Origin of the sequence: Flavobacterium sp. I3-2, assembly GCF_013389595.1 — a bacterium.
Taxonomy (GTDB): domain Bacteria; phylum Bacteroidota; class Bacteroidia; order Flavobacteriales; family Flavobacteriaceae; genus Flavobacterium.
Genome location: NZ_CP058306.1, coordinates 526,897 through 549,325, shown reverse-complemented (window position 1 = coordinate 549,325; position 22,429 = coordinate 526,897). Strand labels below are relative to the sequence as shown.

General features: G+C 31.1%; 20 protein-coding genes. 11 read left to right on the top strand and 9 right to left on the bottom strand.

Annotated features, from left to right (window positions below):
* Positions 1-112 precede the first annotated feature (112 nt).
* The 10 genes from HW119_RS02655 (at position 113) to HW119_RS02610 (ending at position 11,127) form a co-directional block, all read left to right on the top strand.
* The gene (locus HW119_RS02655) at positions 113-1,372 is read left to right on the top strand and encodes an OmpP1/FadL family transporter (protein WP_177761129.1); all 1,260 of its coding nucleotides are present in this window, start codon (positions 113-115) and stop codon (positions 1,370-1,372) included.
* A gap of 10 nt (positions 1,373-1,382) precedes the next feature.
* The gene (locus HW119_RS02650; protein ID WP_177761128.1) at positions 1,383-2,966 is read left to right on the top strand and encodes an SGNH/GDSL hydrolase family protein; all 1,584 of its coding nucleotides are present in this window, start codon (positions 1,383-1,385) and stop codon (positions 2,964-2,966) included.
* Positions 2,967-3,020: 54 nt separating this feature from the next.
* Entirely contained in the window at positions 3,021-3,371 is a 351-nt protein-coding gene (locus HW119_RS02645; RefSeq protein ID WP_177761127.1) for a phage holin family protein, read from the top strand.
* Between the two features lie 100 nt (positions 3,372-3,471).
* Positions 3,472-4,794: a trigger factor gene (gene tig, locus HW119_RS02640; RefSeq protein WP_177761126.1), complete on the top strand. Its 1,323-nt coding sequence runs from the start codon at positions 3,472-3,474 to the stop codon at positions 4,792-4,794.
* A 93-nt stretch (positions 4,795-4,887) separates the two neighbouring features.
* The gene (gene clpP, locus HW119_RS02635; RefSeq protein WP_177761125.1) at positions 4,888-5,547 is read left to right on the top strand and encodes an ATP-dependent Clp endopeptidase proteolytic subunit ClpP; all 660 of its coding nucleotides are present in this window, start codon (positions 4,888-4,890) and stop codon (positions 5,545-5,547) included.
* Between the two features lie 22 nt (positions 5,548-5,569).
* Positions 5,570-6,802 carry an ATP-dependent Clp protease ATP-binding subunit ClpX gene (gene clpX, locus HW119_RS02630; RefSeq protein ID WP_177761124.1) on the top strand — a complete coding sequence of 411 codons (1,233 nt, stop codon included), beginning with the start codon at positions 5,570-5,572 and terminating at the stop codon, positions 6,800-6,802.
* 140 nt (positions 6,803-6,942) lie between these two features.
* Positions 6,943-7,887 carry a hypothetical protein gene (locus tag HW119_RS02625; RefSeq protein WP_177761123.1) on the top strand — a complete coding sequence of 315 codons (945 nt, stop codon included), beginning with the start codon at positions 6,943-6,945 and terminating at the stop codon, positions 7,885-7,887.
* Positions 7,888-8,068: 181 nt separating this feature from the next.
* Entirely contained in the window at positions 8,069-9,013 is a 945-nt protein-coding gene (locus HW119_RS02620) for a hypothetical protein (RefSeq protein WP_177761122.1), read from the top strand.
* Between the two features lie 117 nt (positions 9,014-9,130).
* Positions 9,131-9,496, top strand: coding sequence for a BlaI/MecI/CopY family transcriptional regulator (locus HW119_RS02615; protein ID WP_177761121.1), 366 nt, complete (start codon positions 9,131-9,133; stop codon positions 9,494-9,496).
* 2 nt (positions 9,497-9,498) lie between these two features.
* Positions 9,499-11,127 carry a M56 family metallopeptidase gene (locus tag HW119_RS02610; protein ID WP_177761120.1) on the top strand — a complete coding sequence of 543 codons (1,629 nt, stop codon included), beginning with the start codon at positions 9,499-9,501 and terminating at the stop codon, positions 11,125-11,127.
* Between the two features lie 36 nt (positions 11,128-11,163).
* Here HW119_RS02610 and HW119_RS02605 read toward each other — a convergent pair whose 3' ends face one another.
* From HW119_RS02605 to purH, 7 genes are read right to left on the bottom strand one after another with little or no spacing between them, the layout of a single operon-like run.
* Complete coding sequence (locus HW119_RS02605; protein ID WP_177761119.1) at positions 11,164-11,787, bottom strand: hypothetical protein; 624 nt, start codon at positions 11,785-11,787, stop codon at positions 11,164-11,166.
* Positions 11,788-11,835: 48 nt separating this feature from the next.
* A complete protein-coding gene (gene rodA / locus HW119_RS02600) occupies positions 11,836-13,110 on the bottom strand; it encodes a rod shape-determining protein RodA (protein WP_177761118.1) in 1,275 nt (424 codons plus the stop codon).
* A complete protein-coding gene (gene mrdA, locus HW119_RS02595) occupies positions 13,103-15,004 on the bottom strand; it encodes a penicillin-binding protein 2 (protein ID WP_177761117.1) in 1,902 nt (633 codons plus the stop codon). The genes rodA and mrdA overlap by 8 nt, the downstream gene beginning before the upstream one ends.
* Complete coding sequence (locus tag HW119_RS02590; protein ID WP_177761116.1) at positions 15,001-15,507, bottom strand: rod shape-determining protein MreD; 507 nt, start codon at positions 15,505-15,507, stop codon at positions 15,001-15,003. Before HW119_RS02590 ends, mrdA begins: the two co-directional genes overlap by 4 nt.
* Positions 15,500-16,333, bottom strand: coding sequence for a rod shape-determining protein MreC (mreC, locus tag HW119_RS02585; protein WP_177761115.1), 834 nt, complete (start codon positions 16,331-16,333; stop codon positions 15,500-15,502). Before mreC ends, HW119_RS02590 begins: the two co-directional genes overlap by 8 nt.
* 14 nt (positions 16,334-16,347) lie before the next feature.
* Positions 16,348-17,376, bottom strand: coding sequence for a rod shape-determining protein (locus tag HW119_RS02580; protein WP_177761114.1), 1,029 nt, complete (start codon positions 17,374-17,376; stop codon positions 16,348-16,350).
* Positions 17,377-17,431: 55 nt separating this feature from the next.
* A complete protein-coding gene (purH, locus tag HW119_RS02575; protein WP_177761113.1) occupies positions 17,432-18,958 on the bottom strand; it encodes a bifunctional phosphoribosylaminoimidazolecarboxamide formyltransferase/IMP cyclohydrolase in 1,527 nt (508 codons plus the stop codon).
* A gap of 170 nt (positions 18,959-19,128) precedes the next feature.
* On the opposite strand from purH, the gene HW119_RS02570 reads away from it, so the two are divergent.
* Positions 19,129-20,376, top strand: coding sequence for an ABC transporter permease (locus tag HW119_RS02570; protein WP_177761112.1), 1,248 nt, complete (start codon positions 19,129-19,131; stop codon positions 20,374-20,376).
* Positions 20,377-20,431: 55 nt separating this feature from the next.
* On the opposite strand, the gene accD is transcribed toward HW119_RS02570, so the two are convergent.
* Together accD and fbaA are read right to left on the bottom strand one after the other, a co-directional pair.
* Positions 20,432-21,286, bottom strand: coding sequence for an acetyl-CoA carboxylase, carboxyltransferase subunit beta (accD, locus tag HW119_RS02565; protein WP_177761111.1), 855 nt, complete (start codon positions 21,284-21,286; stop codon positions 20,432-20,434).
* Positions 21,287-21,317: 31 nt separating this feature from the next.
* Positions 21,318-22,385, bottom strand: a complete 1,068-nt coding sequence (gene fbaA / locus HW119_RS02560) for a class II fructose-bisphosphate aldolase (protein WP_177761110.1) — start codon at positions 22,383-22,385, stop codon at positions 21,318-21,320.
* Between the last annotated feature and the right edge of the window lie 44 nt (positions 22,386-22,429).

The window sequence follows — 22,429 nt, the reverse complement described above, 5'->3', positions numbered from 1 at the left end:
AATATTTATTTAAATCGGTTATATTTTTTATAAATGTAATTTTTTCTAAAAATATTAAAAGATTAACATTTTGTTATATATTTGAGATTATAAAACTATAAATGTAAAATTTATGAATAGAAACAAACTTATGGCAATTTCTTTGCTAACCTTGATGTCTTCAAGTGTTTTTGCAGGGGGATATCGTATTAGTATGCAAGGTCAAAGGCAATTGGCGATGGGGCACACTGGAGTTGCTGTCATTGGTCAGAATGCAGAAAGTATCTTTTTTAATCCAGCAAACGGAACTTTCTTAAAAGATAAATGGAGTTTTTCTGCAGGTGTTACTGCTTTAACTTCGGATGTGAAATTTCAGAATAAAACTTATAATTGGAAAAATGAAACTAGTAATACAGGTACACCACTTTATTTTTATGGGAACTATCAGGTAAACGATCGTTTTTCTGTAGGTTTAGCAATTTATACACCTTACGGAAGTGCTGTTGAGTGGGATCAAGATTGGGAAGGTTCACATTTGGTGAACAATATTGATTTAAAATCATTCTTTATTCAACCGACTGTTTCTTACAAAATTACTGAAGATGTAAGTATTGGTGCTGGTTTAATTTATGTAAATGGAGGTGTTAAGTTCAATAGAAACTTGACTCGTAGCATGACAGACGATTCGGGAATGAATAGATCAGATGTTACTGTAGATGCTCAAGGAGTTCATGCGTGGGGATATAATGTAGGGTTAACAGCTAAATTAGACGATTATGTAACTTTTGGTGTTAATTATCGTTCTCAAATTGACATGAAAGCTAAAGGTGGTGATGCGACTTTCCATGACATGCCAACTTTTGCCCAAGCAACTTATAAAGATGGTAAATTTGATGCAACTATGCCATTGCCTGCGGAATTAACAGTTGGTTTTTCGTACCAAATTAATAAACAATGGTTAGCAGCAATTGATTATAATTATACATTTTGGAGCGCTTACAAAAGTTTAGTAATTGATTTTGAAGATCCTAATATTCCATCTTCTGTAAATCCTAGAAATTATAAAAATTCAAGTACAATTCGTGCTGGAGTTCAATATGCGCCGACTGAAAAATTCTCAGCTCGTATTGGAGGATATTATGATGTTTCACCAGTACAAGATGGTTATTTTGCACCTGAAACGCCAAGAAATGATGCGTTGGCTGGAACTTTAGGTTTTACATATAAAGTTACACCAAAACTAGGAATTGATTTCTCTGCTACAGTTCTTCATTTCAAAGAAACAGATAATTCATATGATTATTTTGTTGAAGATGGAAATCCGGTTTCTTTTGTAGGAACTTATCGTTCAGGAGCGTATTCTCTTGGTTTAGGACTTTCTTATAATTTTTAATTGAAGCGTCATGAAAAAATATCAAATTATACTTTTAGCTGCAATCGCAGTAGGTTTTTCATCATGTAAACCAGAGTTTGATGATGAAATTTCAAATGGAACTTATACTGCTGGAGAAGCAGATTTCTCAAGATATGTTGCTGTTGGGAATTCATTAACCTCAGGATATATGGATGGAACAATGTATCGCTCAGGTCAACAATATTCTTTTCCTAACTTGTTATCAAAACAATTCTCTGTTGTTGGTGGTGGCGAATTCACCCAACCTTCATATGCGGATGATGTTAATGATCTTGGAGGATTACTTTTAGGAAGTAATATTATAGCTAAAACTCGAATGATTATCAATATGAGTACAGGTGGGCCTCAAAACCTAGCAGGTACACCTACTATTCAGGTTGGTCAATTACAACAAAAAGCCTTCAATAATATGGGAGTTCCAGGTGCTAAATCTTTTCATTTATTAGCAGCTGGATACGGAAATTTACAAGGCGTTGCTACTGGTCAAGCTAATCCATATTTTGTTCGAATGGCAACAAATCCTAATGCAACGGTTTTAGCTGATGCACTTTCTATGAATCCAACGTTTTTTACAAACTGGATTGGTAGTAATGACGTTTTAGCTTATGCGTTATCAGGAGGAACTGGTGTAAATCAACAAGGTAATTTAAATCCAGCTACTTATGGAGGAAATGATATTACTGATCCAAATGTTTTTGCACAAGTTTATTCTACAATAACTAACGGGTTGACGGCTAATGGAGCAAAAGGAGTCGTGGCAACAATTCCGTATGTAACGTCTATTCCTCATTTTACAACTGTTCCTTATAATCCATTAACAACTGAAGCTCTTGGTGGGACTCAAGTTGTAGGGCAATTAAATGAATTGATTGTAAAATTAAAAGGAGCCTTAACTTATTTAGGTGCTGGAGATCGTGTACAAACTTTCTCAACAACAGCTCCAAATCCTTTGTTAATCAAAGACGAAACGTTACCTAATCTATCGACTCAATTAGCAACTATACTTGCTCAAGATCCACAATTTGCTCCTTTAGCAACGGTTTTAGGGCAAATTTACGGACAAGCTCGTCACGCAACTTCAAATGATTTGTTTGTTTTGGGTACAAGTTCGGTGATTGGAACAACTTCAACTGCAGCGACTATTGCAGCTTTACCAGCTCAATATCAAGCTTTATTTGGTAAAGTTGGGGTTACTTATCCGCTTGAAGATATGTATACATTGATTCCTCAAGAACAACAAGAAATTAAAGAAGCGACAGATTCGTTTAATAATACAATCAAAACAATTGCAGCAAGTAAAGGTTTGGCAGTTGCTGATATGAATGCAATTATGAATCAGTTAGTTTCTGGAATCAGAGTTGCTGACGGACAGATTTATACTGCTGATTATTTTAAAGGTTTAGGGAATATGAATGTAGTTTTGTTCTCTTTAGATGGTGTGCATCCAAATCCGAGAGGATATGCATTAGTAACAAACGAAATTATTCAGGTTATTAATAAGCATTACAAAGCTCATTTACCATTGTATGTTCCAGGAAATTTCCCTGGAGTTACAATCAAAGCTTCAAATTAGTTTTTTATATTTAAAAGCGTTACTTTGGTGACGCTTTTTTAAATTTTTTAGAATATGAATTTTATCATTAGATTAATAGTTTCAAGTGTTTTGGTGATGTTGACTGAAACAATCATTCCGGGTGTTTCTATCGAAAGTTGGTCGTCGGCTTTATGGGTTGTTGTAGCATTAGCTGTTTTAAATGCTATTGTAAAACCAATTTTACAGTTGTTTTCATTGCCAATTACAATTTTAACTTTAGGATTATTTTCATTAGTAATTAATGCAATAATTGTTTTATTAGCAGAGTATTTTGTTAGTGGATTTGTTGTAGGAGGATTTTTAAACGCCTTGTTTTTCTCAATCGTTTTATCTATTCTACAGTCAGTTGCTGGAATTCTGATTCCGTCATCGAAAAAAAAATAAAAAATTAATAGTTTATTGTAATACAATAGATTAAAAACTTGGTTGGCTTGTAAAAATATCATAATTTTGCAAGCCAATTTTAGTAGTAAATAACAGAAAGATGAATATTACAAGAAATAATGTAGATGCTCTTAACGCAATCGTTACAATCGAGCTTGCAAAAGAAGATTTCCAAGGAAATGTTGATAATGTATTAAAGAATTATAAAAAAAATGCTAACATTCCTGGATTCAGAAAAGGTGCTGTTCCAATGTCTTTAATCCAAAAACAATACGGAACTGCTGTTTTATTTGAAGAAGTTAATAAATTACTTCAAGAAAATTTAAACAAGTATTTGAATGAAGAAAAAATCGATATTTTAGGAAATCCACTTCCTGTTGCAAAAGATATTGATTGGAATGCAGATACATTATCATTTGATTTTGAATTAGGATTAGCTCCAGAATTTACTGTTGATTTAGGTGCTAAGAATAAAATAACTAAATTTAATATTGTTGCTGACGACGCAATGTTAGAAGAACAAGTTGAATTTATCCAAAAACAATACGGAAAAATCGTTTCTAAAGAAAAATCTGAAGAAGGTGATGATATTCGTGTAAAAGTTTCAAACGAAGAAGAAGGAATTTCTAACGAAACTACTTTCGCTATTTCTGACGTTCGTACAAAGACAAATCAAAAGAAATTCATCGGTAAAAAAGTTGGAGATGTAGTTGCAATTTCGACTAAAGGTTTATTCGAAGATGAGCAAAAATTAGCAAACGTTTTAAATATCGATGCTGAAAAAGCAAACGGTTTAGATGTTGAGGTTGCTTTTGAAATTACTGAAATCAACACAACTGAAAAAGCAGAATTAAATCAAGAATTCTTTGATAAATTATTCGGAGAAGGTGTGGTTACTACAGTTGAAGAATTAAAAGCTAAAATCAAAGAAGATGCTGAAAAACAATTCGCTTCTCAAGGTGATCAAAAGTTCACTAACGATGTAGTTGAATTCTTAATCGAATCTACTGATTTTGAATTACCAGCAACTTTCTTGAAAAAATGGTTACAAACTGCTGCTGAAAAACCTTTAACAGAAGAAGAAGCAAACGAAGAATACGTAAAATCTGAAAAAGGTTTACGTTACCAATTAATCGAAGGAAGAATTATTACAGATAATAATTTACAAATCACTTTCGAAGAAATTAAAGAATATACTTCTAAATTAATCAAAGAGCAAATGGCTCAATTTGGTCAATTAGAACCAGCTGAAGCTGATGTTGATAATATCGTTTCTCGTGTATTAACAAACCAAGAAGAAGTTCGTAGAATTTCTGAGCAATTAATGCAAGAAAAAATGGTTAAGTTATTCAGCGAAAAAGTAAACGCTAAAGTGAAAGAAGTTTCTTACAAAGATTTCGTTAAGGAAGCTTACGAAGCATAATTTTCACGAAAAAAATGACTATATTTGAGCGTCAGATTCATCAGAATTTGACGCTCACTTATTTATATAAATCAAAAAAAATAAATTTTGCATATGGACTTTGGTAATGAATTTAAAAAATATGCTACACAGCATCACGGTATAAACAATATGTACTACGATAAAATTGTAGGAAGCATGACACCTTATATTATTGAAGAACGTCCGATGAACATTGCTTCGATGGATGTTTTTTCTCGTTTAATGATGGATCGTATTATTTTCCTTGGAACAGGAGTTGATGATTACGTAGCAAACATCATTCAAGCGCAATTATTATTTTTAGAAAGCGTTGATGCTTCTAAAGATATTTCAATCTATATCAATTCTCCTGGAGGAAGTGTTTACGCAGGTTTAGGCATTTACGATACGATGCAATTTGTAAAACCTGACGTAGCTACAATTTGTACAGGAATGGCTGCGTCGATGGGAGCTGTTTTATTATGTGCTGGTGCAGATGGAAAACGTTCAGCTTTACCACATTCACGTGTAATGATTCACCAGCCTTCTGGAGGAGCGCAAGGTGTTGCAACTGATATGGAAATCAATTTAAAAGAAATGTTGAAACTGAAAGATGAACTATATGAAATCATCGCTAAACATTCAAAACAACCTTTCGAAAAAGTTTACAAAGACTCAGAACGTGATTACTGGATGAAAGCTGCTGAAGCTAAAGAATACGGTATGATTGACGAAGTTTTAATTAGAGAATAATCCCAAGAGAAAAAGAATTTAAATGAGAAATGATGGGAATGATTGTTCGTTTTGTGGACGTTCAAAAGCAGAAACGAACATTCTTATAGCAGGAATTAATGCGCATATTTGTGACCATTGTGTGGAACAAGCTCACGGAATCGTACTTGAAGAAATTAAATCAAACGGAATTAACGGATTGTCTGATGAGGTTTTATTAAAAAAACCAATCGAAATTCGTCAGTTTTTAGATCAATATGTAATAGGTCAAGATCAAACTAAAAAAGTTTTATCAGTTGCAGTTTATAATCACTACAAACGATTGTTGCAGCAAGAAAGTAATGACGATGTTGAAATCGAAAAAAGTAACATCATCATTGTTGGACAAACCGGAACAGGAAAAACATTGGTAGCAAAAACTATCGCTCGTATGTTAAACGTGCCGTTAGCTATCGTTGACGCTACTGTTTTAACTGAAGCTGGTTATGTTGGTGAAGATGTTGAAGGTATTTTAACTAAGTTGTTGCAAGCTGCAGATTACGATGTTGAAAAAGCAGAACGCGGAATTATCTTCATTGACGAAATCGATAAGATTGCTCGTAAAAGCGATAATCCATCGATAACACGTGATGTTTCTGGAGAAGGTGTTCAGCAAGCGTTATTAAAATTATTAGAAGGTTCAATTGTAAATGTTCCGCCTAAAGGAGGACGTAAACATCCTGATCAGAAATTCATCGAAGTTAATACAAAAGATATTCTTTTTATTGCTGGTGGAGCTTTCGATGGAATTGAAAGAATCATTTCTAAGCGTATGAATTTTCAAGCAGTTGGATTCGGAAATTCAAAAGATGAAGGTAAAGTTGATAAAGCTAATTTATTGCAATATATCATCCCAAAAGATATTAAAGATTTTGGTTTAATTCCTGAAATCATTGGTCGTTTACCAGTTCTGACGCACATGGATCCGTTGGATAAAGAAACGCTTCGAATGATTTTAACTGAGCCTAAAAATGCTTTGGTTAAGCAATACGAAAAGCTTTTTGAAATGGACGGTGTAACACTTACTTTTACAGACGAAGCTTTAGATTATGTAGTAGAAAAAGCATTAGAATATAAATTAGGTGCTCGTGGTTTACGTTCGTTGTGTGAAGCTATTTTAACAGATCCGATGTACGAATTACCAAGTTCTGATAAAGAAGCATTTATTGTTGATAAAGCTTTTGCAGAAACAGCTTTGAACAAAAATTTAATGAACAGGTTGGAAATGTCAATCTAGTTTTTTTATCATAAATTAATTAAAATCTCAATGTGTTTTTACGTATTGAGATTTTTTTGTTACTTTAGTAAGTATAAACCACTTTAAATCAATTATATAACATTTTTAGTTTTTTTTGATTTAGAAAAAAATATTTATTTATGAAAAACATTGTAAAAAGCTTAGTATTATCATCGATGCTTGTTTTGTTTGTAAATTGCTCTGATGATAACAATTCGAATCAAATAGTTGATCCTGGTTTTCAGCCAAATGGTCAAGATTTGAAAAATCTGTTTGCTTCAAATCTAAATAATATTACTCAAAGAACGAGTTTTGATTCAGAACAAGATTTTAGTTTTATCTCTGAAAAGGGAACATTGATAACAATTAATGCTAATTGTTTAAAGAGGCAAGATGATACGCCTGTGACTGGGCAAGTCGATTTTGCTTTTGTTGAAATTTTTGATAGAGGAACTATGTTAACTACAAATAAACCAACTGTTGGTCTATTTGGAGATGAAAAAAGATTACTATATTCTGGTGGTGAATTTTATGTCGAAGTTACTCAAAATGGTGAAAAATTAAAATCAGATTGTGGTTATATGCTTTCTACACCAACTAGTAATACTGGAGATGTCGATTATGAAATGAGATCATTTTATGGAGAGATTAACTCTCAAGGAGAATTACTTTGGAACCTTTCAATAACAGGAGGAGAAATGTGGATAGGTTACAATGAATTAATTAATACAGATGCATATAATGCTTTTGTTAATAATTTTGGTTGGTATAATTGTGATCGTTTTGTTGATCTTGGAAATGGCTTTACAACCGTTAATTTTTCAGTTCCTACTGGGTTTGCAAATAATTCTGTAGTATTTTTAGCAACAAAGAATGAACCTAATTCATTAGCATATGCTTATACAAATATGCCAGTTGGTTTAGAAGTTTACTATGTTCTGGTTACAGCTAATAACGGAAGATTTAAATATGCTATCAAACCATCTCAAGTAATTACACCAAATTTGAATGTAACATTTAGTTTGAGTGAAATGCAAGATGGAACCACACAACAATTAGTAGATGCATTAAACAATCTACCTTAAGGATATTAAATAATTTTTTTTAATTAGATTCAAATCTCAATGTGTTTTTACGTATTGAGATTTTTTATTTTTTAACGGTATGGTATTTGTTAATTTTGTATATATAATTTAACATTTTAGTTTATTTAATATGATTATCTAATAAATGTTATTTTTAATTATTAATTTAAAAATTGTTGCTATGAAAAAAATTGTACACTTATTATTAATCTTACCGTTAATTACATTTGTTAGCTGTAACAACGACGACAATGGTAATCTTGAAAATGAACAACAGTTTCAGCCCAACGGAATAGCTTTAAAAAGTTTATTTGCTTCAAATCTTAACAATATTAAACAACAAACTACTTTTGATTCTGGACAAAATTTTGTTTTTGTTTCAGAAAAAGGTACAGTTGTTAAGATTTTTGCTAATTGTATGACTAAGCTCGATGATACACCAGTAACTGGAAATGTTGATTTTGAATTTATTGAAATCTACGATCGTGGTACTATGTTGGCTACTAATAAAGCTACAGTTGGTAAATTTGGAACAGAAAAAAGAATGTTAGCTTCTGGCGGCGAATTTCATTTTAAAGTTTCACAAAATGGCGAAACATTAAAGCCTAGTTGCCATTTTCAAATTATAACTCCAGCTATTAATACAGGTGGTTTAGATTCAGAAATGCAAGGTTTTGTTGGAACGATTGACGAAAACGGAAATTTGTTATGGGAGAATTTCACTGGACAAGAAATGTGGTCTGGTTTTAATCAAGAAATAAATCAAGATGCATATACTGCTTTTTTGAATAATTTTGGATGGTATAATCACGATAGATTTATAGATCTAGGAAATGGTTATACCGATGTTACTTATGTTTTGCCTCAAGGGTTTAACGCTAGCAATAGCAGTATTTTTATGGCATCCAAAACAATTCCTAATTCACTAGCTAATGCATATGTTCGTGCTCCAATAGGACTTGAATTGTATTATATTTTAGTTGTCGAAAGTAACGGCGGTTTTAAATATGCAATCAAGCCAGCTCAATTTGTAACACAAAATATGAATGTTGTCTTTACATTACCAGAGATGCAAAATGGTTCTATTCAACAAGTTATTGATGCTATTAATAATCTTCCTCAATAAATTTTCTAAATCATTTATTTTTAAGCTTACAAGAAATTGTAAGCTTTTTTATTTATAAAATTTGGATAAATAAAATTTTGTTCTATATTTGTAGAACAAGTTCTAAAAAAACCGAATATGAAATTAACACCAGCCGAAGAACAATTGATGCAATATGTTTGGAATAAAGATAAATCGTTATTAAAAGATTTAATCGAAAGTTACGATGAACCTAAACCAGCTAAAACAACTGTTGCTACAACGATTAAAAAACTTATCGATAAAAAATTTGTGGCTTACGACGAAATCGGAAGTACACGTTTATATTATGCGATTGTAAAGAAGGAAAACTATTTTTCAAAACAAATGAAAAATATGATACATCAGTTTTTTGATAATTCAACTTCCAATTTCGCTTCCTTTTTTGCCAAAGAAGCTTCCTTGACCAAAGAAGAATTACAAAATCTACGCGACTTAATTGACGATGAACTTAAAAACAAGTAGCTATGATTTTATATTTCATTAAGTCAACTTTTTTGTTGATTGTTTTTTTCTTGATTTACAGATACAGTCTTCAGGATAAAAAATCATTAAAATTCAACCGATTTTATTTATTGGTTACGTTTGTTTTAGGTTTGATTTTACCTTTTCTCAATTTTAATTTTATTGTCAAATCAAATCAAATTATTGAAACAAAAACGATTGTTTTTAAGCAATTAGAAGATATTTCAAATTTCGATTATTTTCCGATTGTTGAAAAACAGCGCTTGTTTTCAAATATCGAAATACTATTTTCGGTAATCGCACTTTTATTACTGATTCGGATTGTGTTTCGAATTTATGCAATTATCAGTTTAAAAAACTCAGGAAAAAAAATTGAAAATGAATTCGGATTACTGATTTTAAATACCAAAGTTAAATCGCCCTTTTCGTTTTTAAGTTGCATTTATCTAAACTTAGAATCTTGGAATAAAAAATTAATAGAAAAAGAAATTTTGATTCATGAAAAAGGTCATGTTGTTCAAAGACATTCCTTGGATATTTTATTCATCGAATTTTTGAAAATTGGATTGTGGTTTCAGCCGATGTTGTATTTCTATAAAAAAGCCATTCAAGAAAATCACGAATTTTTGGCCGATGCCTTTTGTTTAAATCAAACAGAAAATATTAAAGATTACCAAAATATTATTTTAAACTATTATAGTGCACAAAATAAACAATTAGAATTAAGCAGTTCATTTAATTATAAAAATCTAAAAAAACGTTTTATTATGATGAAAAACACAAAAAAAGGAAATGTTACAAAAGTACTATTTTATAGTTTGGCTTTTGTATTGACTTACTTTGGTTTAGTTGGAATTGAAACCAAAGCAAACACGATTGATAAATTTGAAAGCGTGATTTCAGATAAAGTGAATGATTTAATGGATAAAAAAACAAGTGATGAAATAATTACGGATGTTGAATCTATTGAAATTGAAGATAAAATCGAAAATAGAAAGGCAAAACCCAAAGTTGAGTTTTCTATATTTCTAAATGAAATTCAAGATAAAATAGAAAAATATTATTCAAATGATGAATTAGAAAATACGGTTCATGTATTTTTTAATATTGATGAAAATGGTAAAATAGGCAAGGTAAATATTCTTAATACGAATGATTTTTTAATCAAAGATTTTATTACAAAGTTATTGGAGGAATCACCGAATTGGAACCCAGAAATTAAAAATGGAATTGCTATTCAATCAACCATGAGTATTCCATTACGAATTAAAAAGTCTGATTCTGAAATGTTAAACACTGATTTACACAAGACTGAAAATGTTAAGCAAGATTTTATAAAAGCGCATCCAAAAGAAGGGATAAAAAAATTCTATTCACATTTTATGAGAATACTTACAGTTCCAGAATTTAACGAGAATATTGATGTTAAGATTGTCCTTAAAATGGTTGTCGAAGAAGATGGAAATTTATCTAATTTTGAATTCGAAAAACCTAATGTATTGTACAAAGAACTAGAAGAAAATATAATTTCAGCTTTAAAATCAATGCCTGCTTGGAATCCCGCAACGCAAGATGGTAAACCAATTGCTTCTGATTTTTATTTGCCTATTAATATTAAGGTAAATATTTAAAACACAAAACCGAGAAATTAATTTCTCGGTTTTGTGTTATATATCAAGTTTCGCCTTTTGAAGGTCTAATTCGTTTTGTTGTAATTTTATTTTCAAATCTTTAACTTCTGTTTCAAGTTTAAGGATTTTGGCTTTTGCTTTTATTTGGTTTTCAGTGGATAATTTTCTGTTTAGCATATCTTTTTCAAATTGCGTTGTGGCTTTTTTTAGGTTGTTTTCCACTTTTGCTAATTTTACTTTAGATTGGGTTACGTTTTTTTGATATTTTTCAATGGAGTTTTTAGCTTTTGAGATTTTGTTAGCCTCTTTTAATATTTCCTTTTGTGATTTCTCAACTGTTTTTAATTCATTTTTTAAGACTTTAACTTCGTCATCAACTTTCTTTTGATTTTGCTTCGCTTCTTCAATTTTTAAAACATCATCAGTTTTTTTTGCTTCTTTGGTTAAGATTGCTAATTCACTCGCTTGACTGATTTTTTGATTTAAATCTTGCTTTTTTAACTCGATGTCTTCACCAATTTTAGCAGCTTCGGCATTTAATTCTGCAATTCTTTCTTTAGATGTTTTTATTATCTGTACTGTAGTTTCTACATTTTGAGCATTAGAATAGAAAGGTGAAAATGATAATAAAAAAAGGAGTAATAAAAACTTATTTTTCATATTATATTTTTTAGTATTTATGTTAATAATGCTCAAAAAGTGTACCAATTACCACTCGTTTACTTTATTTGAATCTAATTTTAAAAAGATAAATAACATAATCGTAAAGGCTATTAAACTTGATCCGCCATAAGAAAAGAATGGAAGTGGAACTCCAATTGTAGGAAACAACCCGATTAACATGGATACGTTTACAAAAAAGTGCATAAACAAAAATGCTGCTACACAGTAACCATAAATTCTAGGAAATGCTGTTTTTTGTTGTTCTGCCAAATATATTATCCTAAAAAATAACGTGACAAAAAGTCCAATTACAACGATACAGCCAACAAATCCCCATTCTTCTCCGACTGTAGTAAATATATAATCGGTGTGTTGTTCTGGAACAAATCCACCTTTGGTTTGGGTTCCTTCAAGAAATCCCTTACCTGTCCAGTTTCCTGAACCAATTGCAATTTTAGATTGATTTAGATTATAACCTTCTTTTTTCATGTCTACATCTTGACCAATCAATACATTGATTCGATCTTTTTGATGTGGTTCTAATACTGAATCATAAACATAATCTACACTATAGACAAATCCTACCATTATCAGTGTGATGATTAAATATATGAATGGATTTCTGTTGATTTTTTTGTTGGTAATAAAGTGGATTAAAGCTACTACTATTATTCCTAAGATTATGAAATGAGGTTCGATTAAAAGTGAGAGAAAAAATAATACAATGGCTATAAATCCTGTCCAAAGATACCAACTAGGAAAACCTTCTCGATATAATACCAAAAATAATGTCATGAAAATCATGGCGCTTCCCATGTCAGGTTGCATCAAGATTAGTAAAACGGGAAACATAAAAATTCCCATTCCAATGGCTTGTTCTTTTAATGTTTCGAAAGTGGGTTGTGCTTCTGCAATATATTTTGCTAAGAGTAAAGCTGTGGCTGTTTTTACAAACTCGGAAGGTTGGAGTCCAAAACCTCCGAATTGATACCAGTTCGTTTGTCCTTTAATGCTTTTACCAAAAACAAATAATCCTAACAGAGATACTATTCCAATACAATAAAACACAACAGCATATTTTTCATAAAATTTTGCATCAATGGAAAGTAAGAGAATAATCAAAGGAACAGATAATCCAATAAATAAAATTTGTTTGCCGTAAATCTGACCAAGATCAAAAATCGATGTGGTTTCATCAGGTAACGATGCTGAATAAATATTCAACCAACCTAAAAACACTAGGACAGCATATATAAAAATGGTAAGCCAATCGACATTGCTTATTACACTTTGATTTGCTAAATGCTTTGTTTTAACCATTGATTTTTTTTTGTTTTGCTTTTAACTGTGCTTGTAATTTTGCTTTTGCTTTTTTTTCTGCATCCACTTGATCCTTTAATATGTACTCTGAATGTAAAGAAGTTTCAAACATTCGTTTCTCTAAATCTGTTCGAGTAATGGTACCTTTTAAATATTTTTCTATCATTAAGGAAGTAATCGGACCTGCATAAGAAGCTCCCCAACCACCATTTTCAATAAATACAGCAACTACTATTTTAGGGTCATCTTTTGGTGCAAATGCTAAGAATACTGAGTGATCTTTTAATTGTTTCTTTTGACCGTCAATTTTTATAAAATTTTCTACAGTTCCTGTTTTTCCACAAACTGCAATGTCTGGTATTTGTAATCTACTTGCTGTTCCAGTTCTATAAACTTCTGCTAAACCTTCAATAACAGGAATAAAATGTTGCTTATCAATAGTCGTTGTTTTTTTCTGAACAAAGTTTTTATCGATATGATCTTTTTCAATTGATTTTATAATATGAGGTGTGTAATAATAACCTTGATTGGCAACTGCGCACATTACATTTGCAAGTTGAATTGGAGTTACCGTAATTTCACCCTGTCCAATGGCATTAGATATTGTTGTAGTTCCTTTCCAACCGCCATTTGGATACCATTTGTCGTAATATTCTGAATTTGGAATCTGACCTTTTCTACCTATTGGTAAATCATATCCCAAAAACTGACCTAATCCAAAACTCTTCAGATGATTATACCAAGCATCCATTCCTAATTTTGGATTACTATATTTATCTATGATACGTTTATACGTTTGTGCAAAATAGGTGTTACATGATTTTGCGATGGCAGGATGTAAATTCCAACTTCCAGCATCGTGACATTTCATAAAAGCTCCTCGGGAATAATAAAACCCATGACTACAAGAAAAGTGAGTGTTGGTGTCAATGACTTCTTCTTGTAAACCAATCAGTCCAGTTAAGATTTTAAAAGGAGAACCGGGTGAATATTCTCCGATTAATACGCGGTCAAAAAAAGGATCACCTGGTAATTCTGCTAATTGTTGGTAATTTTTTGAACGATCTCTTCCGACTAATAATTTGGGATCATAATTTGGAGAAGCAACCAATGCAAGAATTTCACCTGTTTTAGGTTCAATTGCAACTATTCCACCACGTTTGTTTACCATTAATTTTTCGCCATATTCTTGTAAAGCTCCATCAATGGTAATAGTAATGTCTTTTCCTTTTTCTGAAATCGAATCGTAAATACCCTCTTTGAAAGGACCAATTTCTCTATTGTGTTTATCTTTTTGAATATATTTTACACCTTTTTGTCCTCGTAAAATTTCTTCATAAGCTTGTTCAACTCCTTGAATTCCGATTAAATCACCACTGATATAATATGGATTTCTTTTGATGTCGTTATCATTAACTTGACGGATGTATCCAAAAACATTTCCTGCAAAATCAACTTGATAATCTCTTAGGTTTCTTTTTTGTATGTAAAATCCTTTGAAATGACGAATTTTTTCTTGAAAAACGGCGAATTCCCTTTTGGTTAATTGTGATAAAAAAACAGAAGGAAGGCGAGGGCTATAAACTTTTGCTTTTTCAATTTTATTATTGAACTCTGCAACTGAAATATCTAAAATTTTACATAAACTTAAAGTATCAAGGTTTTTTATTTCGCGTGGAATAACCATGATATCATAACTTGGTTGATTCGCTACTAAAAGTTTTCCTGTTCTGTCGTAAATATAACCTCTTTCTGGATATTCATAAACAATTTTTAAAGCGTTGTTATCTGACTTTTTTAAGTATGAATCATCAATAATTTGCAAATAAAATAAGCGCGCAACAATGGCAATTGTCGCTAAAATTATAATTATAGGGAATAATAATTTTCTCATTTTTTTGCTGGCTTAATTAAGAAGATTAAGATGATTATAAAAATTAAAGTTAAAGCTGAAGATAAAATAGTTCTTAAAAGTATTTCGAAAGCAAATTGAATATTGAATATTTCTAATGTATAAAATATCAAATGATGAAATAAAATAGAGATGGACAAATAAGTCAATAATTCGGTAGAGAATTTGTCTGTAATTTTCATCATGTGATATTCGTAACTTATTCCGAAAGAAAACTTTAAAAAGGGCTCTCTAAAATAGGCTAAACAAACACAAGCTGCGGCTTGAACACCACCAGAATTATTGAAACTATCTAGTATTATTCCAAGAAAAAAACTTGCCAAAATTAATCCAGCACGATTTGAATTTAATGGATAAAGTAGAATGAATAATATATATGGATATGGCGTTACAAAACCGAATAAATCGATGTTGTCAAACAAAACAACTTGTAATAAAAGTAAAGATACAAATCGAAAAATATTTATAATTAATGTACTATTCATCGCTTAAAGTTGCTTCTTCTAATTGTTTTATTTCTTGTAAATTCACGTTTTCAATCAGATAGACAGAACCAATGTTTGTCATATCATTAAATAAACGAACGCTTATTGTGTAAAAGTTTGATGATTTTGATGCAAATACCTTATCTACGACTCCAATCGGAATGTTCTCAGGAAAAATAATTGATTCACCACCTGTAACAATACTATCTCCTTTGTGAAGTTTAGCTAATTTTGGAATGTCAATTAACTGCACAAAGCCTGCATTTTTTCCATCCCAAACAATGGTTCCAAAATGATTTGAATTACTCACTTTGGCATCGATACGAGTTTTAGAATTTAAAATACTTTGAACGGTTGCATAGTGTTTCGAAACATTTTCTACTATTCCAACTACTCCTCGTGAGTTTATAACTCCCATATCTTTTGCAAAACCATTTTTTGTTCCTCCTTTAATGGTCAAATAATTTTCTTTTTTATTGTAATTGTTTCGAATTATTTTAGTTTGAAAAACGTTATAATCTGTGGCAATACGTAATTCAGGATTAACCTTAAATGCTGAGTCAATGATGATTTGGCTGTTGTATAGCGTTTGTTTAAGCTTTGCATTTTCTTTAGCAAGCATTTCATTTTCAGTCTTTAAATGAAGGTATTCTTTTAAATTATTGGTTTCTTCATAGATTGTTCCTGAAACAATATTTGCAGAATTTACGAATTGGCTTTTATGAAAAGCGTGCGATTGAATAGTCATGTATAATGAAATGACTAAAAGCAGCAAAAACAGCAACTTCGTGCTGTTTTTTGTAAAAAAAGATATGATCTGCTGCATGCTTTTTCTTTATATTATTTTATAAGAATACTTCTGTATTTATTGATGTTTTTTATCACCATTCCTGTTCCGCGAACTACGGCTCTTAATGGATCTTCTGCAATGTAAACTGGTAAATCTGTTTTTTGAGAAATACGTTTGTCTAAACCTCTTAGTAACGAACCTCCACCTGCTAAATAGATTCCTGTATTATAAATATCAGCTGCTAATTCTGGCGGTGTTTGCGATAATGTTTCCATTACTGCATCTTCAATTCGTTGAATAGATTTGTCTAATGCTTTTGCAATTTCACGATATGATACGTTTATCTGTTTAGGTTTACCTGTTAATAAATCTCTACCTTGAACTAACATATCTTCTGGACCTTGGTCTAAATCTTCGATTGCTGCTCCAATTTGGATTTTAATTTTTTCGGCAGTTCCTTCTCCGACAAATAAGTTGTGCTGAGTTCTCATGTAATAGATGATGTCGTTAGTGAAAACGTCACCAGCAATTTTTACAGATTTATCACATACAATTCCGCCTAAAGCAAGTACAGCAATTTCTGACGTTCCACCACCTATGTCAACAATCATATTTCCTTTAGGTTGCATGATGTCAACTCCAATACCAATTGCAGCTGCCATTGGTTCGTGAATCAAATAAACTTCTTTTCCGTTTACGCGTTCACACGATTCTTTTACCGCACGCATTTCTACCTCTGTAATTCCAGACGGAATACAAACGACCATACGTAATGCTGGTGTGAACATTTTTTTCTTTAGTGCAGGAATACTTTTAATGAAAAGACTAATCATCTTTTCAGAAGCATCAAAGTCAGCAATAACTCCGTCTTTTAACGGACGAATGGTTTTAATGTTATCATGGGTTTTACCCTGCATTAAACTTGCTTCTTTCCCTACTGCAATTATTTTTCCAGTAACTCTATCACGAGCTACGATAGACGGACTGTCTACCACAACTTTTCCATTGTGAATAACAAGTGTATTAGCAGTACCAAGGTCCATTGCAATTTCCTCGGTCATGAAATCAAAAAATCCCATATTCGTTAAAAGGGTATTAGGTTAGTTAAAATTTTTAGCTTACAAAAATAACAAATTAATGTTTAAAATGACGAATTCCTGTTGTAACCATTGCAACATTATTTTCGTTACAATAGTTTATACTTAATTCATCCTTAATTGATCCACCAGGTTGAATAACAGCTGTGATTCCTGCGTTATTTGCAATTTCAACACAATCAGGGAAAGGGAAGAAAGCATCACTTGCCATGACAGCTCCTTTTAATTCAAAATTAAAAGTGTTTGCTTTTTCTATCGCTTGATTTAAAGCGTCAACACGTGATGTTTGTCCTGTTCCAGAAGCACATAATTGTTTGTTTTTGACTAAAACAATTGTGTTTGATTTTGTGTGTTTGCAAATTTTTGAAGCGAATAATAAATCGTCAATTTGCTCTTCTGTTGGTGTTAAGTTTGTAACAAAGTTTAAATGTTCTTTAGTGTCTGTGATATAATCTTTATCTTGAACCAAAATTCCGTTTAAACAGCTACGAACTTGTTTGTTTGGTAATTCTACATCGTTAATGATTAGAATAATTCTATTTTTTTTGCTTTGTAAAATAGTAATGGCTTCTTCGTCATATGAAGGTGCGATTACAATTTCACAAAATAATTTATTAATTTCTTCGGCTGTTGCGACATCAATTTTTCCGTTAGCAATTAAAACACCACCAAAAGCAGAAGTTGGGTCACCAGCTAAAGCTGTCAGATAAGCATCAACCATTGTTGTTTTTTGAGCAACGCCACAAGCATTGTTATGTTTAAGGATTGCAAATGTTGGAGCTTCGTTTTTGAACTCTTCCATTAATTTTACACCAGCATCAACATCTAATAAATTATTGTAAGATAACTCTTTTCCGTGAACTTTTGTAAACATTTCGTCAAAATTTCCAAAGAAAAATCCTTTTTGATGTGGGTTTTCTCCATATCGTAACGTTTGACCATTTGCTTCGCTAATTTTTAAAACAGTTTCGTCTGTATTGAAATAGTTGAAAATTGCACTGTCGTAATTTGATGAAACGTGGAAAGCGCGTGTTGCTAATAATCGTCTTTGTTCTAAAGTTGTAGCTCCATCACCTTCGGTAATCATGTTTAAGAATAATTCGTATTCATCTACAGAAGCAACGATAACTGTATCTTTGAAATTTTTAGCTGCTGCACGAATTAAAGAAATTCCTCCAATGTCAATTTTTTCTATGATATCAGCTTCAGGTGCTTTTGATGCAACTGTTTTTTCGAACGGATATAAATCTACAATAACTAAATCGATTTGAGGAATTGCATATTCTTGCATTTGTTGTACATCTCCTTCATGGTCTTGACGATTTAAAATTCCACCAAAAATTTTTGGATGTAAAGTTTTAACGCGTCCACCTAAAATAGATGGGTAAGATGTAACGTCCTCAACAGGAACTACAGGAATACCTAAATCTTTGATAAATGTTTCTGTTCCTCCAGTAGAATAAATAATTACGTTGTTTTCGTGTAATTTTTTTACAATTGGTTCTAAACCATTTTTATCAAAAACTGATATTAATGCAGATTGAATCTTTTTAGTTGTTGTCATTATAATAGTTGTGTCATTATTTAGCACGTAAAATTACTATATGTTATTCATTAAATAAAAAAAAAATGAATTGATTTTTAAATAATACTAAAAAAAATATTTTATTTAATTTGTGTAACTTTTTTAACTTTTTATCTACTTATATTTATATTAATTTCTATTCAATCTGAATGATTTATTTAAAGTTAATTAAAGAAAGTTTATTGTTCGCGCTCAATGCCTTACGGACAAATAAATTACGAACCTTACTCTCTCTTTTAGGTGTTACTGTCGGAATTTTTTCGATAATTGCTGTTTTAGCGGCTGTGGATTCTATGGATAGAGGAATTCGTAAAGATTTAGAAGGAATGGATAATTCAATGTTGAATATTTTTCAATATTCATTTTCTCCAACCGATGTTCCAAAATGGAAGATGGAACAATTTCCAGACATGAAATATGATGAGTATGAATACTTGAAACGAAATGTGGTAAGTATTGATCGAATTTCTTTTAATTATTTTACCAATTCACAAAATATCAAGTCAGAATATGCAACTGCAAACGATGTTTCTATTTCGCCTTGTAGTTTTGACTATCAATATATAGATAATATTAAGGTTGAGAAAGGTCGCTTTTTTAACGAAAGTGAAGATGCTTCAGGAAGTTCGGTTATTGTCTTGGGATATGAAATTGCCGAAGTGTTGTTTCCGAATGTTAATGCAATTGGACAAACGGTTCGCTTATATGGAAAACGATTTGATGTTATTGGTGTTTTAGAAAAACAAGGATCCTCTTCATTTGGAGAATCAAAAGATTTACAAGTTTTTATTCCTTCGAATTTCTTGAGACAATATTATGGTGAAAATAGTAATTATTTAACTTCTGTTATTGTTGTAAAACCAATCAAAGGATTTGATTCGGGTATCTTTAAAGATGATATTACTTTGAAGTTGCGTACATTTAGAGGTTTGAAACCATCTGATATAGACAATTTCTTTTTAAATGAATTTGCTGGTTTAACCGAGTTTATTGATAATATTGTAGGGAGTTTAAATGTTGTTGGTTGGATTATTAGTGCTTTTTCTTTATTAGTAGGTGGGTTCGGAATTGCAAATATTATGTTTGTTTCTGTAAAAGAACGAACGCATATTATTGGAATTCAAAAAGCATTAGGAGCAAAGAATCATTTTATATTATATCAGTTTTTATTTGAAGCTGTTATACTTTCATTTATTGGAGGTTTAGTTGGGGTTTTGTTAGTTTATTTAATTGCAGTTATTGTATCTGCTTCAACTTCATTTGAATTTATTTTAAGTTTTTCAAACGTAATTATCGGACTTTCGTTAGCAAGTTTTATTGGTTTGTTGTCGGGTATTTTACCTGCGATATCGGCTTCTAAACTTGATCCAGTTGAAGCGATTAGATCAGGAATGTAATCATAAAAAGCGAAGATAAAAAAAGCATTTTCAAATTGAAAATGCTTTTTTTTATTTATCTAACCGGTTGGTTTAAAATTAAATCGATATAAAGATTTACACTGTCTTTTAATTTTTTACGATGTGTAACAAAATCTAAGAAACCATGTTCTAATAAAAATTCAGAAGTTTGAAACCCTTCTGGTAAATCTTTACCTGTTGTGTCTTTTACAATACGTGGTCCTGCAAAACCAATTAGAGCACCTGGTTCAGCAATATTAATATCTCCTAACATTGCATAAGAAGCAGTTGTTCCACCAGTAGTTGGGTCGGTACATAAAGAAATATAAGGAATTTTTGCTTCAGCTAGTTGAGCTAATTTTGCAGAAGTTTTTGCCATTTGCATTAATGAAAAAGCAGCTTCCATCATACGTGCTCCACCAGATTTAGAAATCATCATAAAAGGAATTTTATGTTTGATTGAATAATCAATTCCTCTTGCGATTTTTTCTCCAACAACTGATCCCATTGAACCTCCAATAAAAGCGAAATCCATACAAGCTACTACTAAGTCAGCACCTTTAGATTTTCCAACAGCTACACGAACTGCATCTTTTAATTTTGTTTTACTTTGGGCTTCTTTTAAGCGTTCTGTATATTTTTTTGTATCGACGAAATCTAAAATATCTTTAGATACAATTTTTTCAAATAATTCTGTGTATTTGTTATCGTCGAATAAAATTTTATAATATTCGTTGCTTCCAATTCTAACATGATAACCATCTTCTGGACTTACCCATAAATTTGCAGCAAGTTCATCTGCATCAACAATTTTACCTGTTGGAGATTTATACCATAAACCTTTTGGAGTATCTTTTTTATCTTCAGTTGGGGTTTGAATCCCTTTTTCAGTTCTTTTAAACCAAGCCATATTTAAATTTTTAATAGCTTAAGCGATTTTGTTACAGCGTGTTTACGTTGTTTAAATCAGAGAAAGCTTGTTCTAATCGTTTGTTGAAAGTTAATTCTGATTCACGTAACCATTTACGTGGATCATAATATTTTTTATTTGGAAGTTCTTCTCCTTCTGGATTTCCAATTTGTGTTTTTAAATAGTCAATTTTAGATACCATATAATCTCTTGTTCCTTCAGTGAAAGCAAATTGTAAATCGGTATCTAAATTCATTTTAATTACTCCGTAACCTATAGATTCTCTGATTTCTTCTAATGTTGAACCTGAACCGCCATGAAAAACAAAGTCGATTGGATTTGAGATTGTTCCGTATTTTTGTTCAACAAATTTTTGAGAATTATCTAAAATTTTTGGAGTCAATTTTACGTTACCTGGTTTGTAAACACCGTGAACATTTCCGAAAGCAGCTGCAATTGTAAAACGAGGCGATACTTTCATTAACTCTTCGTATGCATAAGCAACTTCTTCTGGTTGTGTGTATAATTTAGACGAATCAACATCAGAGTTATCAACACCATCTTCTTCACCACCAGTAATTCCTAATTCGATTTCTAGAGTCATTCCCATTTTACTCATACGCTCTAAATATTTTTTAGAGATTTCTAAGTTTTCTTCAATTGGCTCTTCTGATAAATCAATCATATGAGAAGAAAATAAAGGTTTACCAGTTTCAGCAAAGAATTTTTCGCTAGCATCTAACAATCCATCAATCCAAGGTAATAATTTTTTAGCGCAATGATCTGTGTGTAAAATAACAGTAGCACCGTATAATTCAGCTAATTCATGAACGTGTTTCGCACCAGAAACACATCCTGCAATAGCAGCTTTTTCATTTTCATTAGACAAACCTTTTCCGGCCATAAATAATCCACCTCCGTTTGAGAATTGAATGATTACAGGAGCGTTTAATTTTGCTGCTGTTTCCATTACACCGTTGATATTGCTAGAATTTGTTACGTTAATTGCAGGTAAAGCAAATCCTTTTTCTTTTGCATATCTGAAAATTTCTTGTACTTGATCTCCTGTAGCTACTCCAGGTTTAATGTTATGTGCCATATTTTAGTTGTGTTTTTTTGTTTATTAAAATGTTTACAAAAATA